The following is a 16,596-nucleotide window of genomic DNA, read 5'->3' on the forward strand; positions in this document are numbered from 1 at the left end:
AAAAAAGTATTGTTTTAGGGCAGAGCCCTAAGAAAGGTGGAACAATGACAATTTCAGCTATTATTTTAGTAGCACTTATTCTTCTTGTAGTAATGGTAATTGCTACAGGATATGTAAAGGCTCCTCCAGACAGAGCCTATATTATTTCCGGTATGCGCAAGACCCCACGAATCCTTATTGGTCGAGCAGGCGTTAAGATTCCTTTCTTTGAGAGAGTTGATAAACTCTATCTTGGACAGATGACTGTAGATATCAAAACAGAGCAGTCAGTACCTACAAACGATTTCATCAATGTAAATGTAGATGCAGTAGCAAAGGTAAGAATCGGAACAAACCCTGAATCAATTCAGCTTGCTGCCAAGAACTTCCTCAATAAAGATCCTCAGCAGATCACAGAGGACCTTCAGGATTCTTTACAGGGTAACATGCGTGAGATCATTGGTACTCTTGCTCTTAAGACTATCAATACAGACCGTGACAGCTTTTCAGATCAGGTAATGGAAAAAGCCTCAAGAGATATGAGTAAGCTTGGTATCGAGATCCTTTCATGTAACATCCAGAATGTTACAGATGAAAATGGTCTTATAAATGACCTTGGTATGGATAACACAGCCAAGATCAAAAAAGATGCAGCCATTGCTAAGGCACAGGCAGACAGAGACGTGGCTATTGCAAAGGCTGAAGCTGATAAAGCAGCTAATGATGCAAGAGTTCTTGCACAGACAGAGATTGCTGAAAAGAACAACGCTCTTGCCATCAAGCAGGCAGAACTTAAAAGAGAAGCAGATACAGCAAGCGCTGTAGCTGATGCAGCTTACGAGATCCAGCAGCAGGAACAGCAAAAATCCATTCAGACAGCAACTGTTAATGCTCAGATCGCTAAAGCAGAACGTGAAGCAGAACTCAAACAGAAGGAAGTTCTTGTTAAACAGCAGGAACTTGCAGCTGAAATCGAGAAAAAAGCTGATGCTGAAAAGTATCAGGCTGAAAAGAAAGCTGAAGCAGAGCTTGTTCAGAGACAGAAAAAGGCTGAGGCAGCCAAATACGAGCAGGAGCGTGAAGCTGATGCTAAAAAAGCTCAGGCTGAGGCTCAGAAATATGCAGCTGAGCAGGAAGCTGCAGGTATAAAAGCTAAGTATGACGCAGAGGCTGCAGGTATTGCTGCAAAAGGTAAAGCAGAAGCTGAGGCTATTAAGGCAAAAGGTATTGCAGAAGCCGAAGCAATGGAAAAGAAGGCAGAAGCTTATAAGAAGTACAACGGCGCTGCTATGGCAGAAATGATGATCAAGATCATGCCTCAGATGGCTGCTGAAATCGCAAAACCTCTTTCACAGATTGATAAGATCAATATCTATGGAACCGGAGATGGAACAAATGGTGCAAGCCAGATCTCAGGAAATATGCCAATCGTTATGAAACAGGTATTTGATACAATGTCAGAGGCTACAGGCGTTGACTTTACAGAGATCATGAGAGCCGGAACATATGATGCAAAGGTCAATAAGAATATCAATATTACAGGCGCAGACGTTTCTGTAGAGACTAAGTAAGGTATATAAAGATAAATATATGTGCTATATATGACATGTGGATTATATGTGTTATATATAGCACTTTTTTCTGTTCGGATTTTAGCACTGAGAATGGCTGTTATTATGCAACGTACAAAGTTTTTGGTTCACTTGCATGAACTAATAGTGTATAGTAGTCACCATGAATGAAAACATTTTTATTGAAAATTATGCATCTAAACTTAATGCACAGCAGCTTGAAGCGGTTAAAACCGTAGAGGGCCCCGTGCTTTTACTGGCAGTTCCGGGAAGTGGTAAGACAACAGTTCTTGTCCATAGGCTTGGGTATATGCTTATGGTAAAAGAAATACCGCCGGAGAATATACTTACACTTACGTATACAGTTGCAGCAACAAGAGATATGGCGGAGAGATTTGTTAAGGTCTTTGGAGAAGACGCTGCAAGGAATCTTGAGTTTCGTACCATAAACGGAATCTGCGCCAAGATAATCAGCCATTATGCGAGGCTTATAGGCAAAACGTCTTTTGAACTAATTACAGATGAAAAGATATCCGGAAAAATCCTGACAGATATTTATGTCAAGGTTATGAATGATTATCCCACAGAGAGCGATATCAAGGCTGTAAGGACACTTATAACTTATTGTAAAAATATGTGTCTTGATAAAGAAGACATAGAAAAACTTGGTAAAGATGAGGGACTTGAGCTGCTGAAGATTTATGAGGCGTATAACAGGGAATTAAAAGCCAGAAGCCTCATGGATTATGATGATCAGATGATATATGCTTACAGGATGCTTAAAAGTTCGCCGGATCTACTGAAATTCTACCGCGAAAAATACAGATATATCTGTGTGGATGAAGCGCAGGATACATCTAAGATCCAGCATATGATCATAGCTCTTTTGGCTGGGGAAAGCGGTAACTTGTTCATGGTCGGAGACGAAGACCAGAGCATATATGGATTCAGAGCAGCTTACCCTGAAGCTCTTTTACATTTTGAAAAAGAGCATGTGGGTGCTAAGGTCCTTGTAATGGACAAAAATTACAGATCAAACGCAAAGATTGTTGAGACGGCTGATAAGTTTATTCAGAAAAACTTTAACAGACATAAAAAGCATATGACAGCAATAAGGGACGAAGGTGCTGATATAAGTTATGTCACTTTAAACAGCAGAGAATCCCAGTATAGTTTTCTTTTGGATATTGCCAGGAATATCTCGGTCCAGACTGCAGTTCTTTATAGAGATAATGAGTGCATCTTGCCATTGGTTGACATTCTGGAGAGAGAGAATGTTGATTACAGGATAAAGAGCTCCGATATGGCCTTTTTTAGCCACAGAGTAGTTGTGGATGTTGAGAACATGCTCAAATTTGCATTAAGTCCAATGGATCCGGAGCTTTTCCTAAAAATATATTTCAAGTTCCAAACTTTCCTTCGCAAGCAGGACGCTCTTTTAATGTGCGATATTGCTGACCGAAGGCACTGCGGTATTCTTGATGCTGTAGAAGAGATTGATATAAACAAACGTATCCTTGGAAATGTCAGGTCATTAAGGACTCATTTTATGCATATGGCCCAGGAAACACCTGCCAAAGCGATAGGCAGGATTCAAAAGTTCATGGGCTATGGAGAGTATCTAAAGGATAACAATATAGATGACAATAAGCTGTTTACTTTGAAAATGCTCGCCAAAAACGAAAGTACTATAGCAGGATTCCTTGAGAGGCTTGAAGAACTGAAAAATACTCTTACTCAGAAAAAAGAGAACTATAAAAGTAAGCTAATTCTTTCGACAATTCATTCAAGTAAGGGACTTGAGTATGACACAGTTATCCTGATGGATGTGGTAAATGGCGTATTTCCGGGTAAGATCATTAAATCTTTTGCTACAGCAACTCCTGAGGAGAAAAGAGAAAACGAGGAAGAGAGACGAATATTCTACGTTGGAGTGACCAGAGCAAAGGATAAACTGATTATATTTAAATATAAAGACAAGCCGTCTGTATTTGTTGGTGAGCTATGTCCTAAGGAAAAATGGGGCAACGAAGAGCAGGAAGTACCTGTAAAAAAGAGCAAGAAGAAGGTAGGCAACGAGCTTAAAAAGCCAATTTCCTACCTAAAGCAAAAGAAGGCTCCACTTTCCATAGAAAATGTGCCTTCTAATCTTGTTATAGGTGACCGTGTAGCCCAGACTAAATATGGCGCCGGTACAATCATCGATGTTGATTGGGATGAAGATGAGATCCCAACAAAGTTTGTTGTTGAATTTGATGACAAGACCAGGAAAAAATTCATGTTCCCTGTTGCATTTAATATGGGAATGAAGCTTGAAGATTAAGCATTATTCCTGACTTTCCATGTAATGGTCAATAACCTTATAAAGCGGTAAATTGGGGTCCTCAATGGGCCCTATTTTACTATCTAATTGTAAAAGAAGCTGGGTGTCAGCAGTTACTAAAGGCCACTCGGGAAGCCCTTCTCCATTAGGATTTCCGGTTTTCACAAAATTTATCCAGTAGTTTTGCATTATCTCAGAAAGCTCAAAATCGCTCTCATCATAATTTCCGGCATGTCTGTGAAGATTTCCGTAAGCATAAGGCAATTCTCCTGCGTGATGATTGGAAATTCTGCTGTTTGTTTTTGTGAAATAGTATTCGTAAACAGGCTTATTTTGCTGAATCATGTAATTGGTCCATACATAGTGGGAATAAGTAAACCACATAGCGCTGTAGGCGGCGTTTAGTGACCCTTTTGCTTCGCCTTTCTTGTCGATAATGATATATTCATCTCTTTCAACTGCGTCATAAGGGAGTACGTCAGCCATCTCCTCGGCATAGCTTCCGAGATCCTCTGCAAGAAGTTCAACGTAGTTTTCTTTAGTAGCTTTTGTTCCAAGCATAAATGCATCAGCTTCTTTTAAATTAAAGCCGTTTAAAAGAGCTTTCTCGTGATTATTACCTTTCTCATATGTGAGATAAGGCATTTCTGTTATAGCGTAGCCGTCAAGTGTCATGGCTGAATTGTTAGCTGAAGTCTTAACGAGCTTTTCGGCAGGTATGCTTCTTAACTCATCAGAAGATGAAACAGAGAATTCCTCTTTTACAATATTGCCCTGTTCTACAGCTTCATCGTAGGATCTGAAGGTATGGAAAGGCTTTTTGGCCACAATTCCACTGGACTCAGCGATTGCGTAGTTGAATAATCCATCTGTAAGTGGTGATACGCAGATAGCGTTAACACTGGAAGCACCTGCAGATTCGCCTGCAATTGTTATCCTGTCCGGGTCCCCTCCGAATGCTTCAATATTTTCACGTACCCACTTAAGAGCTGCTACCTGATCTAAAAGACCGTAGTTACCGGTTGTGCCATTTGGAGACTCAGCCTTTAGATCATCAGAGGCATAGTAACCAAAAACGCCAAGGCGATATGCGCAGTTAACGAATACAACACCTTTTTTAGCCAGATCTTCTCCGCGATATTCAGTATAGGAAGGCTGCCCGGTAGTTAGGGAGCCACCGTGAATATAGAATATGACAGGCAGGAGCTCATCGGACTCTTTTTCAGGTGAAAAGACATTAAGATAAAGGCAGTCTTCGCTCATTTCTTCGCGATATTCATCCCCGAATTTTATGCGGTAGTCATTCCATCCAATAATGTGGGAAAGAGAATCATAGAGAGCTGAACTTCTTGGCTGCATAGCCATAGGGCCAAAGTGATCGCATGCAAGTACGCCATCCCATGGCAGGGGCGCCTGGGGCTCTTTAAAGCGCAGATCACCTACAGGAGGTGCTGCGTAAGGAATACCTGCGTAGACTTTTACTGATCTGTCTGCATTGTACACGCCGGTTAAGACACCCTGATCAATAGTTATTTCTTCTGTGACTTCGGGATTCTTGTTGTCAACAGCAGGAACTCTTTTAAATGGAGGAGCAGTAAGTTTGTAGTTCAGTACCAGAATAGCTATAAAAACGAGCCACATAAGGCAAGTGAAAATGGACTTATGTGTTATTTTTTTCATGATCGTGTTTTTTAGTGCAAGCATCAGTACTGCAGCTATTACTGCAATGGCCCATCCTGCAAGTACATTTTTTGATAACTCTAAAATGACGATGTACAGAAGAGTTATCAGTATTATTGCAATATTGAAAATCATGTTGTCTCCTTTTTAGATAATAATTTAAATTGCTTACAATATTATAACACAAAATTATATTACCCAATTCAAAATTTGTACAGCATCAGTTTGTTGACAACAAATTTTATTAGGAATATTCTATGTATTGAGGTTAGCTAAAGCTAACAAAAAAGTAATGGCTTTATATCTAATAGTAATCAAAAAGAAGGAAATGATATATGCAACTGGAATTACAAAACATCAAAAAATCCTATGGAGAAAATGAAAGCAGGATAGAAGTTCTAAAGGACATAAGTCTAAGCGTTGAAAGGGGCGAATTTGTTGTACTCCTTGGGCCATCCGGGTCAGGCAAGTCTACTTTACTTAATATAATTGGAGGAATAGATAATGCGGATTCAGGAAAGATAATAATCCGCGAAAAGAGTATGTCTGATATGGACGAGAAGGCTCTCACAAACTATAGGAGGGAGCATTTGGGATATATTTTTCAGATGTATAATCTGATACCAAATTTAAATGTAAGAGAGAACATCGAAGTAGGGGCATACCTGTCAAAGAATCCCCTTGATATTGATGAGCTGCTTGATGTTTTGGGACTGACTAATCATCAGAATAAGCTTCCAAGCCAGCTCTCTGGTGGCCAGCAGCAAAGATGCGCTATAGGAAGAGCTATAGTAAAAAATCCGGACATACTTCTTTGCGATGAGCCCACAGGAGCTCTTGATTATAAGACGTCAAAAGAAATTCTGGCACTTATAGAAGAAGTAAATCAGAAATATGGGAATACTGTGATCATGGTAACTCACAATGATGCCATCAAGAATATGGCTGATTTTGTGGTTAAGCTAAGAGACGGCGTAATAAGAAAAAGCTATAGAAATGAAGTAAAACAGAAAGCAGAAGAACTTGACTGGTAAGAGGCGTTTAATGAAGAATCCATTAAATAAAAGGCTCTTTAGAGAGCTTAAAAGTGATATAGGCAAATATTTTGTAATCTTTGTGCTGCTGGTTCTGTCAATAGGATTTGTATCAGGGTTTCTTGTGGCAGGAGAGAGCATGATCAAGGCTTACAATGACAGTTTTGAAAAATATACTATAGAAAACGGCAATTTTAGGACTGAAGAAGAGCTTACAGATGCTCAAAAAGAGTGGATTGAGGATAGAGGAGTCTCATTATACGAGAACTTCTATATAGAAAAAGAATTCAGCAATGATACAACCATAAGGATATATTCAAACAGAGAAGAAATCGATAAAATCTGCGTGATGGAAGGAAGACTTCCTGAGGGCAAAAATGAGATAGCTATAGACAGGATGTATGCAGAGAACAATGGACTTTTGGTAGGAGATGAACTTATTTCAGAAGATGTCCCCTACAAAATAGTGGGCTATATTGCGCTTCCTGACTACAGCGCACTTTTTTACAGCAACAATGACATGATGTTTGATGCCTCTGCCTTTGGAGTTGCAGTGGTAGACAAAACGCAGTTCAAGGATTACCTGGATGAGGGCATTAGATACAACTACTCATGGATCTATAATAATGAACCAGAGACACAAGCCGAGGAAAAAGAAGTATCAGACGACCTTATGGAAGCAATAGCCAAGAAGGTATCATTGGAAAGCTTTATTCCAAGGTATTTAAACCAGGCAATCACTTTTACAGGTGAAGATATTGTTGGTGATAAGGCTATGATGGAAGTTCTTCTCTATATCATTATAATCATTACAGCCTTTGTTTTTGGAATCACCATAAATAACACTATACATAAAGAGGCCTGTGTTATTGGCACTCTTCGGGCATCAGGCTACACGATAAATGAGCTTATAGGGCACTACATGAAAATGCCTGTTATTGTGACCTGTTTTTCTGCAGTAATTGGCAATATCCTTGGCTACACAATATTTAAGAATGTTTGTGTTAGCATGTACTACGGAAGCTATTCACTTCCTACATATGTGACAATTTGGAGCGCAGAGGCCTTTTTTAAGACAACCCTGATACCGCTGGCAATAATGCTTGTCATTACTTATGTGATACTGAAAAAGAAGCTTTCTCTTAGTCCGCTTAAGCTTATAAGAAGGGATATTTCAGGTAAAAGAAGGCTCAATTCAATAAAGCTTAATAAATCCATAAGGTTTTTTGACAGATTCAGGATAAGAATACTAATTCAGAATAAAAGCAGCTACATAACTCTTTTCATAGGTCTTCTTTTTGCCAATCTTCTACTGTTCTTTGGAATGATGCTTCCACCTTTGCTCGTGCATTTTCAGGGAATAGTTACGCAGAGTATGCTTGCAAAGCACATCTATATTTTCCAGGTTCCTGCGGGGGCGATAGATACTGATGATCAATTATCAGCTGCATTTTCATATATTTTCTATGAAAACAAGATATCGACAAACAATCCGGATGCCGAGAAGTTTTCTGCTTATAGTCTGAAAACAATAGGTGAAAAGGGCGCGAGAGTTGAAGATGTGACTTTGTATGGTGTCTCTGATGACAGCAGGTACATAGATGCTGATTTCGATGATAAGACTGTACTTATATCATCGGCATATGAGGATAAATATGGGCTAAAAGCAGGGGATGTCATAACACTTAAAGAACCTTACGAAGACAAATACTATGGGTTTAAGATTACCGGTACCTACGATTATGACGGTGGAATTGCGGTATTTATGAGCAAGAAACACCTAAATGAAACTATGGGCCTTGGAGAAGACTATTTCTCCGGATATTTCTCGGACAGTGAGATAACAGACATTGATAGTAAGTATATTGGAACAACAGTTGATGAGGAATCCCTTACAAGAGTATCAAGGCAGCTTATGATATCCATGGGTAATCTTATGTATATGGTTGATGGATTTTCAATCATCCTGTTTATTGTCCTCATATATCTTTTGTCAAAACTGATTATTGAGCGCAACGTACAGTCAATCTCTATGGTAAAGATCCTTGGCTATTCAAGAAAAGAGATAGCTCTTTTATATATCTTGCCCACAGCACTCGTGGTGGTGTTTTCGCTTTTGGTATCGTATCCAATCCTTTCGTATGTGATGGTTGGAATATTCAGAATGATGCTAAAGCAGATGATGAGTGGCTGGATGATAATATGGCTGGATCCTTCGGTTTATATAAAAATGTTCCTTATGGGAGTAGCTACTTATGCAATAACAGCCCTTATAGAGTACCGTAAGATAGGAAATATCCCGATGAGTGAGGCGCTAAAAAACGTAGAATAACCAAAAAGATTTTTCTTTTTTATAAAAAGTCTTCTTTACACGGACAATTTAGTATGATAATGTGGTAAAGTAAAAGCAGAGTAAATATGGAATTCCAAAAAAGGAGACTTTATGAAAAAGAAATTTGTATCTGTACTTATGGCTTTAACTACAGCTATGATGTTTACTGCTTGCGGACAGTCAGCTACTACAGAAAATGCTGAAAGTGCTACAGAGAGCGTATCTGCAGAGAGCGATCTTGAGTACATCAAAGGAAAAGGAAACCTCATTGTAGGCATCACAGACTTTGCGCCTATGGACTATAAAGACGACAACGGAGAGTGGATCGGATTTGACGCCGATATGGCAAAAGAGATAGCAAAAGCTCTTGGTGTAGAAGCAGAGTTTGTAGAGATTGACTGGGACAACAAGGTACTTGAGCTCAATAACAAGTCAATTGATGTTGTATGGAATGGTATGACACTTACACCAGAAGTGACAAACTCAATGACTTGTACTAATGCATATTGCAATAATGCACAGGTTGTGATTGTTAAAGCGGAAGATGCTGATAAATACAGCACACTTGAATCTTTGGCTGACCTTACTTTTGCTGTTGAGTCAGGTTCTGCAGGAGAGGCTGCAGCTATAGAAAACAATTTTAACACAACAGCGCTTAAGTCACAGGCTGACGCTGTTATGGAAGTTGCAGCAGGGACATCAGATGCATGCATTATCGATCTTTTGATGGCAGGAGCAATGGTTGGTGAAGGAACAGGATATGCTGATCTTATACACACTGTTGAGCTTACAACAGAAGAATATGGAATTGGATGCAGAAAAGACTCAGATCTTGCAGCATTTATAAACGATGAGATGAAGAGTCTTTATGCTAATGGCACAATGAAAGAAATAGCCACAAAATATGGTGTTCAGGACGCACTTGTAGAGCAGTAATATCAAAGGAATATCAATATATGTTTTCAGCAGTTACTTTATCACTTCTTGGGGGTTTTTTAGGTACATTAAAACTCTTCATTCTTACGCTTGTTTTTTCATTGCCGCTGGGGCTTTTGATAAGTCTTGGCTCAATGAGTAAACGCGCGATTATAAGACTACCCATTAGGTTCATTATTTGGGTAGTCAGAGGCACGCCTCTCATGCTACAGCTTCTTGTTATCTTTTATGGCCCTGGCATTTTCTTTGGAAATAACCTATGGGGCTCCGGATCAACAGGAAGGTTCACAGCCGCTTTGGTAGCCTTTGTATTTAATTACGCATGTTATTTTAGTGAAATATTCAGGGGCGGAATTCAGTCTATTCCTAAGGGGCAGCATGAGGCTGCAGCTGTTCTTGGTCTTACAAAAACACAGACCTTTTTCAAAATAATACTCTTACAGGTAGTAAAGAGAATTGTGCCACCTATATCCAACGAAGTTATTACCTTGGTGAAAGATACTTCTTTAGCCAGGGTTATTGCGTTCTACGAGATAATTTGGGAGGGAGAGCGCTTTATCAAAAGTAGTGGAATAATCTGGCCTCTGTTTTATACAGGTGTATTCTATCTGATATTCAGCGGACTTTTGACACTTCTTTTCGGATATATTGAAAAGAAACTGGATTATTTTAAGTGATCGTTAGGCGGTGCGTTTTATGGCAATACTCGAAGTAAAAAATATAACAAAAAGTTTTGATAATACAGAAATTCTGAAGGATATAAGCTTTGATCTTGAAAAAGGAAAGACGCTTTCGATCCTTGGAAGGTCAGGAAGCGGAAAAACTACTCTTTTAAGGTGCCTCAATTTCCTTGAAACACCGGACGGCGGCACTATCAGTGTAAATGGAGAGCTTTTATTTGATGGTAATAATCCTGTTTTAGGCGAAAAAGAGCTTAGAGAGAAAAGGCTTCACTTCGGCATGGTTTTTCAGCAGTTCAACCTTTTTCCTCAATACACAGCTCTTGAGAATGTTATCCTTGCTCCGGGGATACTTAAGCCTGAAAAAGACAAGACAGAGCTGCTAGTGGAAGGAAAAGCAATTCTAAGTAAGATGGGATTGCTGGACAGAATGGACAATTATCCCCATCAGCTATCAGGTGGACAACAACAGAGAGTGGCTATTGCAAGGGCTCTTGCTCTTAAACCGGATATTCTATGCTTTGATGAACCTACGTCAGCACTCGATCCGGAACTGACAGGAGAAGTTCTTAAGGTTATAAAAGAGCTTGCACAGCAGGAAACAACGATGATAATCGTTACCCATGAGATAGAATTTGCAAAAGATGTTTCAGATGAGATTATTTTCATGGATGAAGGCGTTATTGCTGAAAAGGGCAGTCCATCCCAGATAATTGATAATCCTCAGAATGAGCGAACAAAGCAGTTTTTACTTAATTATCATATGTGATTTATTTAGACCGGAATCGTTAGTTTCCGGTCTTATTTTTTCTATGGTATACTTAAAAGATACCAGCGACTATTTTGTAATTTTAAGGTGATATTTATGGAAAAAGAAATACTTATTAAAGAACAGGAGCATCTGACATTAGTTTATGATAAGCTCTTGGAAATGAAGAAAAAACTTGAAGATCAGATAGCTGCGCTTGATGAAAAGGCAGTGGATGATAAGAATGATATACGCGATAATATCCGTTTTGATTATGCAGATATAGAGACAACAATGGAAACTCTTGCGGAGATCGAGGTATGGAATCGCTATATCGATACCTATAACGTAGAGAGTTCCTCGTTGGGAAAGCGTTTGGATACAGTGAACAAACTGCTTGAATCCCCTTATTTTGCCAAGATAGAGCTTCAGTTTGACACATCGGAGGAGCCTGAAAGCTACTACATTGGAAGAGCAGCCATTTCTGAGAATGGTTATGATCAGATGGTAGTTGACTGGAGATCTCCTATTGCTGAAGTTTACTATAATCAGGAAATGGGCAACACTCACTATACTGTTGAGGACAGGCAGATTCCTGTAGACTTAAAGCTTCGAAGGCAGTTTGACCTAAAGAAAGATAAGCTTCTTTCTTATTTTGACACTCAGATCGCTATTGAAGATCCTATGCTCCTGCAGTCCTTATCACAGATACGATCAGATAAAATGCAGGCAATTACTTCAACTATTCAGAAAGAGCAGAATACCGTCATCAGATATCCGGATGTTCCTGTTCTTTTAGTAAATGGAATTGCGGGAAGTGGAAAAACTTCTGTTTTGCTTCAGAGAATAGCATATCTCTTTTACCAAAAGAGAAAGACACTTCGCCCTGATCAGGTATGCCTTATGACCTTAAATCCGGTGTTCCGCGACTATATTGACAATGTCCTTCCGGATCTGGGTGAGTCCAATCCACTTACCATAACATGGGATGAGTTCCTTGATATGGTGGGCGTTCCGTTTATTGATAACGACTACGACTACACAGAGGCAGATAACCTCAAAAAGATCCATGATACATTGCCAACACTTATACCGGAAGTGGACGACTTTTTTGATATAACTCAAAAAGAAACCATGGTGATACCAAAAAAAGATGTTCTTTCTGTTATTAACAGATTTAGCCAGTTTCCTATGGGCGTTCGACTTTTCCAGATTGCATCTGATGAGCTTTTGGAAAGAGCTAAAAATATACTGAAAAACTCTGATAATTACGTTGATAATGAGTCCGACAGTGTTGCAAAGTCAGAAAATGCAGATAATAATCGTCTGGAAAATGACTTTGGCGGAGCTATTCGAACCATCAAAAAATGCAGTTTTATCAATGTTATGCATATAGCCCAGCGTATTCTTGGAACATCGCATATTACAGCGGCTGAATGGTTGTATACCAAGATGGAGCTCACAGGTGAATGTGACAGAAATATGCGTTATGTGATGATCGATGAAGTGCAGGATTATACCATGGCGCAAATGATGGTATTTAGAAAATTTTTCCCAAATGCACGTTTTATGTTGCTTGGAGATGAATACCAGTCAATTCGCGAAGGCACGATCTCTTTTGCCGAAATAAAAGAAATGGCAGAAAAAGACGGCAAAGAATTTGTGGAACTACCGCTTATGACAAGCTATAGAAGTTCGCCGGAGATCACAGAGATGTTCTCGTCTTTGTTGCCTGCAGAGAAAAAAATGTCGGTTTCTTCTGTTAAGAGGCCCGGTGAAAAGACAATTGTAAAAGAATGTAGTTCAGAAGCTGAATATTATTCGGAATTAAAGGCTCACATAAATGAGTTTGGCAAAAAAGATGGCATAACAGCTGTTATCTGTAGAAATGCCTATTCTCTTGAAAAAATCAGTGCGTCATTGAAAGGTTTAGATATAAAGATCATATCTGAGCAGGATGCTCTTCCATCAAGCGGAGCTGTTTTAATGGAGTTATCATTGGCAAAGGGGCTTGAATTTGACAATGTTATTCTCGCTGATGTGGACCAGGAATCTTATCCGGACAAAGAACTGGGAAGACATTGCCTGTATACGGCTATGTCCCGTGCTACACAAAGACTTGTTGTATTGTCCTGTGGTAAGTTATCTGATACTTTAAAAAAATTTTAATTTAAGAGGGGAATGTTATGAAATTAAAAAATGTTGTAGCTGTTTTTGCTGGTATTATTGGGGCGCTGACTCTGTCAACCACTGTTTATGCGGGCACATCAGAGCTTACAGGACTTGAGGTGGATGATGCTATTGCTGGTCAGAGACCTGTAGCGATCATGGTAGATAATGAAAAGAAGGCTCTTTCTCATTATGGAACTGCAGAGGCTGATGTGGTTTATGAGATGATGAACAGTACAGCCAATGGTCGCATTACAAGACTTATGTGTCTTTACAAGGACTGGGCTAATCTTCAGCAGACCGGAAGTATTAGAAGCACCAGAACAACTAATATCATGATCGCTGATGAATACAATGCTGTTCTGATCCACGATGGGGGCCCATTTTACATTAAGTCCTATCTTGCACAGCCTTATGCTGAGCACATTAGCGGCGGATTTAGCAGGATCAAGAATGGAAAGCCTACAGAGTACACTGAGTATGTTTTCGGCTCAGAACTTGTGGACAGATTTGCAAAAAGTGGGCTTTCTACAACTTACAATATGCAGATGGAGAGAGGCACACACTTTTTGTTCAATGAAGCAGATACAGAACTTCCAAGTGATGTAGTTGCAGGAACTGTTGATATGTCAGGGGCTTTTGCTCACAATAAGAGCCAGCTTGTATTTAATCCTGAGACCAGAACCTATGACTACTATGAGTATGGCGCTTTGCATCAGGATGCAGAAGATGGACAGGCTATGACATTCAAGAACGTTATTTTACAGAACGTATCTTTCAAGCAGCTTGATAAGAACGGATATCTTACTTATAACGTTATTGGTTCAGATAAAGGTTACTATATAACTAATGGCAAGGTTATACCTATAATGTGGTCAAAGGCCAGCGAAACAGGCATGACGCATTACTATAGCTCTGATGGACAAGAACTCTCAATAAATAAGGGAAAGACCTATATTGGACTTATTCCTTCAGACTCATGGGATAAGCTTGTATTACAGTAAAAATAAGAGGATTTTATGACACAGGCACATTTTGACGCTCCAAGCGAGGAACTTTTGGGCAAGTACAGCCAGCTTAAGGATTATTTAAAAAGTCTGGGGACTGTTGCAGTAGCATATTCTAGTGGTGTTGATTCCACTTTCCTTTTGTATGCGGCCAGCGCTGCGCTTGGAGAAAATGTTATTGCACTTACTGCTTCATCCTGTCTTTTTCCAAAAAGAGAGCTTCATGAAGCCACAGATTATTGTAAAGAACTTGGGATAGAACACTTCGTCGTTGAAGCTGATGTTTTTTCAATTGAGGGCTTTTCGGATAATCCGCCTGACAGGTGCTATCACTGTAAGAGAAGGCTGTTTGAGCGATTTCAGGAAGAGGCTAAAAAGCATGGAATAACAAGTGTGGTCGAGGGATCAAACCTGGATGATATGGGAGATTACAGGCCGGGACACAGAGCGATTGCTGAACTTGGGATACTAAGTCCCCTTAGAAAAATAGGTTTTACTAAGCAGGAGATAAGGGTAATGTCCGCATATTTAGGGATTCCTACCGCAGAAAAGGCTTCTTTTGCCTGCCTTGCAAGTCGATTTCCATATGGAGAGCTTATTTCAGAGAAAAAGCTCAGTATGGTAGATAAGGCTGAACAGTATCTTTTAGATGCAGGATTTAATCAGTTCAGAGTCAGAATCCATGGCACAGATGTTGCTAGGATCGAGGTCCTTCCTGAAGATTTTGACCGTTTTATGGAATCAGGTTTTAGAAATGCTGTATACAGTGCATTTAAAGAGTATGGCTTTAACTATGTATCTCTGGATCTGAAAGGCTATAGAACGGGAAGTATGAATGAAACTTTAGCAAAATAAAAAAAACTGAGCAGTCTGTTGTGGCTGCTCAGTTTTTATTTTGCTAATGAATATGCAGGGAGTTTACTGGATATCTCCGGCAATATCGATGTTCTCACCGGTTATGCCGATCCATGCTCCGTCCTTTGCTTCTTTTGAATCAGCATGAGCAAGAAGCCATTTATTGGTAGCTCTAAGAAGCTTATCTTCCTGGTTTACAGCTGTGTACTCAGGCTTACCAACATTTGTGCCCTGTGGAAGGCCAACAAGAACCTGGAATCCAGAGTCCTTATGAGCCTGACATGGAGCGTAGTGGAGAGCTGTTGCATATACCTCTACCATTACTCCCTTTGGAACGAGGAAAGCCTTAACTTTGCTTGAATCCAGCTTATAATCGGAAATCTCTTCTCTTTTTGCTAAAAGGAGAATAAAATCTGTTGCGCCGAGATTGATCTCGCTTGAACGATGATACTCAAGGCAATTGAGCTTTGTGTTGTGACCGTTGCACCATCCGTACTGCATTGGTGATCCACCAAAGAGTGTGTTTGTCATCTTAGCTGAAGCTTCAAGTTCCTGAAGAACCTTTTCCTCAGCAACATATTCAGTTCCTTCAGGGATTGGTGTGTTGGCACCTAAAGCTTCCATGATCTGTTTCTTTTCTTCTTCGTACCCCTCAATGATTCGTCCATAGTTAGTAAACTCTGGATCTGTAACACTAATTATTTTCATTTCGCCCTCCTTAAAAAGCCAAAAATACATTCTCAAATAATAATATACATCTATCGGGCAAAATTTGCTTATCAATATGCATCTAAAACAATTCAAAAAATGCTATATTTAATGGACTTCAGATTGCAAGTCGCCACGTTGTATTAGTTCTGGGGTCGTAGTAGAGTTTTACAACTCGTTTCATTCCCAAGACAGTGATCATACATTCAAATATGGTGGTGGAATCAGTGGCATAGATCCCATCTGCTGTTGTATAGGTGCTTTTCCTTTTGGACTCACGATATCCCTTAACAGTGAAGGTGTCATATTCTCCGTCCTCATTCATAAATCGGAACTTAAGCGGGATTATGCTACCATCTGACTTGTGTTCGCAGATCACATCTACTTCATTTATAATCTTACTCATAATAAAAATCTCATGCTCCTCATGCTTCTCATGTTCCTGATCGTCTAAAGTTTCATTCGTAAGTGCAATTTTCTTTATCTCTTTTTTCTCGCGTTCTCTCAGTGCTTCCTCAAAGCCTTTCAGGGCGGCAAAGGGTAGGAACTGGCTTGCTCTGTCTGCTCTTGGCAT

General features: G+C 39.6%; 13 protein-coding genes. 10 read left to right on the forward strand and 3 right to left on the reverse strand.

Annotated elements, in window-relative coordinates; all coding sequences use genetic code 11:
• Positions 1–44: 44 nt before the first annotated feature.
• Together E7303_RS07125 and E7303_RS07130 are read left to right on the forward strand one after the other, a co-directional pair.
• Entirely contained in the window at positions 45–1,550 is a 1,506-nt protein-coding gene (locus E7303_RS07125; RefSeq protein WP_292144506.1) for a flotillin family protein, read from the forward strand.
• A gap of 163 nt (positions 1,551–1,713) precedes the next feature.
• Complete coding sequence (locus E7303_RS07130; RefSeq protein WP_292144507.1) at positions 1,714–3,873, forward strand: ATP-dependent helicase; 2,160 nt, start codon at positions 1,714–1,716, stop codon at positions 3,871–3,873.
• A 3-nt stretch (positions 3,874–3,876) separates the two neighbouring features.
• Here the strand turns inward: E7303_RS07130 and E7303_RS07135 are convergent, their stop codons facing one another.
• Positions 3,877–5,688 (reverse strand): carboxylesterase/lipase family protein, encoded by a 1,812-nt coding sequence (locus E7303_RS07135; protein WP_292144508.1) that lies wholly within the window; start codon positions 5,686–5,688, stop codon positions 3,877–3,879.
• Positions 5,689–5,888: 200 nt separating this feature from the next.
• Between E7303_RS07135 and E7303_RS07140 the strand changes: the two genes are divergently transcribed.
• The 8 genes from E7303_RS07140 to larE all read left to right on the forward strand — a co-directional run bounded on the left by E7303_RS07140 (position 5,889) and on the right by larE (position 15,314).
• Positions 5,889–6,587 (forward strand): ABC transporter ATP-binding protein, encoded by a 699-nt coding sequence (locus tag E7303_RS07140; RefSeq protein ID WP_292144510.1) that lies wholly within the window; start codon positions 5,889–5,891, stop codon positions 6,585–6,587.
• Between the two features lie 10 nt (positions 6,588–6,597).
• Positions 6,598–8,919, forward strand: coding sequence for an ABC transporter permease (locus tag E7303_RS07145; RefSeq protein WP_292144511.1), 2,322 nt, complete (start codon positions 6,598–6,600; stop codon positions 8,917–8,919).
• Between the two features lie 111 nt (positions 8,920–9,030).
• Positions 9,031–9,855: a transporter substrate-binding domain-containing protein gene (locus E7303_RS07150; protein ID WP_292144512.1), complete on the forward strand. Its 825-nt coding sequence runs from the start codon at positions 9,031–9,033 to the stop codon at positions 9,853–9,855.
• A gap of 20 nt (positions 9,856–9,875) precedes the next feature.
• The gene (locus tag E7303_RS07155) at positions 9,876–10,532 is read left to right on the forward strand and encodes an amino acid ABC transporter permease (protein WP_292144513.1); all 657 of its coding nucleotides are present in this window, start codon (positions 9,876–9,878) and stop codon (positions 10,530–10,532) included.
• 19 nt (positions 10,533–10,551) lie between these two features.
• Entirely contained in the window at positions 10,552–11,304 is a 753-nt protein-coding gene (locus E7303_RS07160) for an amino acid ABC transporter ATP-binding protein (protein WP_292144514.1), read from the forward strand.
• Positions 11,305–11,400: 96 nt separating this feature from the next.
• Positions 11,401–13,452, forward strand: a complete 2,052-nt coding sequence (locus tag E7303_RS07165) for a HelD family protein (protein ID WP_292144515.1) — start codon at positions 11,401–11,403, stop codon at positions 13,450–13,452.
• A 17-nt stretch (positions 13,453–13,469) separates the two neighbouring features.
• Positions 13,470–14,456 carry a DUF3048 domain-containing protein gene (locus E7303_RS07170; RefSeq protein WP_292144516.1) on the forward strand — a complete coding sequence of 329 codons (987 nt, stop codon included), beginning with the start codon at positions 13,470–13,472 and terminating at the stop codon, positions 14,454–14,456.
• A gap of 15 nt (positions 14,457–14,471) precedes the next feature.
• A complete protein-coding gene (gene larE, locus E7303_RS07175) occupies positions 14,472–15,314 on the forward strand; it encodes an ATP-dependent sacrificial sulfur transferase LarE (RefSeq protein ID WP_292144518.1) in 843 nt (280 codons plus the stop codon).
• Positions 15,315–15,377: 63 nt separating this feature from the next.
• On the opposite strand, the gene E7303_RS07180 is transcribed toward larE, so the two are convergent.
• Both E7303_RS07180 and E7303_RS07185 read right to left on the reverse strand, forming a co-directional pair.
• Positions 15,378–16,022, reverse strand: a complete 645-nt coding sequence (locus tag E7303_RS07180) for a DUF4867 family protein (protein WP_022773420.1) — start codon at positions 16,020–16,022, stop codon at positions 15,378–15,380.
• Positions 16,023–16,140: 118 nt separating this feature from the next.
• Entirely contained in the window at positions 16,141–16,596 is a 456-nt protein-coding gene (locus E7303_RS07185; RefSeq protein WP_242973749.1) for a hypothetical protein, read from the reverse strand.

It is taken from the genome of Butyrivibrio sp. (genome assembly GCF_015056685.1).
GTDB lineage: Bacteria > Bacillota > Clostridia > Lachnospirales > Lachnospiraceae > Butyrivibrio.

Bases quoted from the DNA above. Each gene is read 5' to 3' on its own strand.
- E7303_RS07185 (WP_242973749.1), bottom strand. From the start codon at position 16,596: ATGCCAAGAGCAGACAGAGCAAGCCAGTTCCTACCCTTTGCCGCCCTG.
- larE (WP_292144518.1), top strand. From the start codon at position 14,472: ATGACACAGGCACATTTTGACGCTCCAAGCGAGGAACTTTTGGGCAAG.
- E7303_RS07150 (WP_292144512.1), top strand. From the start codon at position 9,031: ATGAAAAAGAAATTTGTATCTGTACTTATGGCTTTAACTACAGCTATG.
- E7303_RS07135 (WP_292144508.1), bottom strand. From the start codon at position 5,688: ATGATTTTCAATATTGCAATAATACTGATAACTCTTCTGTACATCGTC.
- E7303_RS07170 (WP_292144516.1), top strand. From the start codon at position 13,470: ATGAAATTAAAAAATGTTGTAGCTGTTTTTGCTGGTATTATTGGGGCG.
- E7303_RS07125 (WP_292144506.1), top strand. From the start codon at position 45: ATGACAATTTCAGCTATTATTTTAGTAGCACTTATTCTTCTTGTAGTA.
- E7303_RS07160 (WP_292144514.1), top strand. From the start codon at position 10,552: ATGGCAATACTCGAAGTAAAAAATATAACAAAAAGTTTTGATAATACA.
- E7303_RS07130 (WP_292144507.1), top strand. From the start codon at position 1,714: ATGAATGAAAACATTTTTATTGAAAATTATGCATCTAAACTTAATGCA.
- E7303_RS07165 (WP_292144515.1), top strand. From the start codon at position 11,401: ATGGAAAAAGAAATACTTATTAAAGAACAGGAGCATCTGACATTAGTT.
- E7303_RS07180 (WP_022773420.1), bottom strand. From the start codon at position 16,022: ATGAAAATAATTAGTGTTACAGATCCAGAGTTTACTAACTATGGACGA.
- E7303_RS07155 (WP_292144513.1), top strand. From the start codon at position 9,876: ATGTTTTCAGCAGTTACTTTATCACTTCTTGGGGGTTTTTTAGGTACA.
- E7303_RS07140 (WP_292144510.1), top strand. From the start codon at position 5,889: ATGCAACTGGAATTACAAAACATCAAAAAATCCTATGGAGAAAATGAA.
- E7303_RS07145 (WP_292144511.1), top strand. From the start codon at position 6,598: ATGAAGAATCCATTAAATAAAAGGCTCTTTAGAGAGCTTAAAAGTGAT.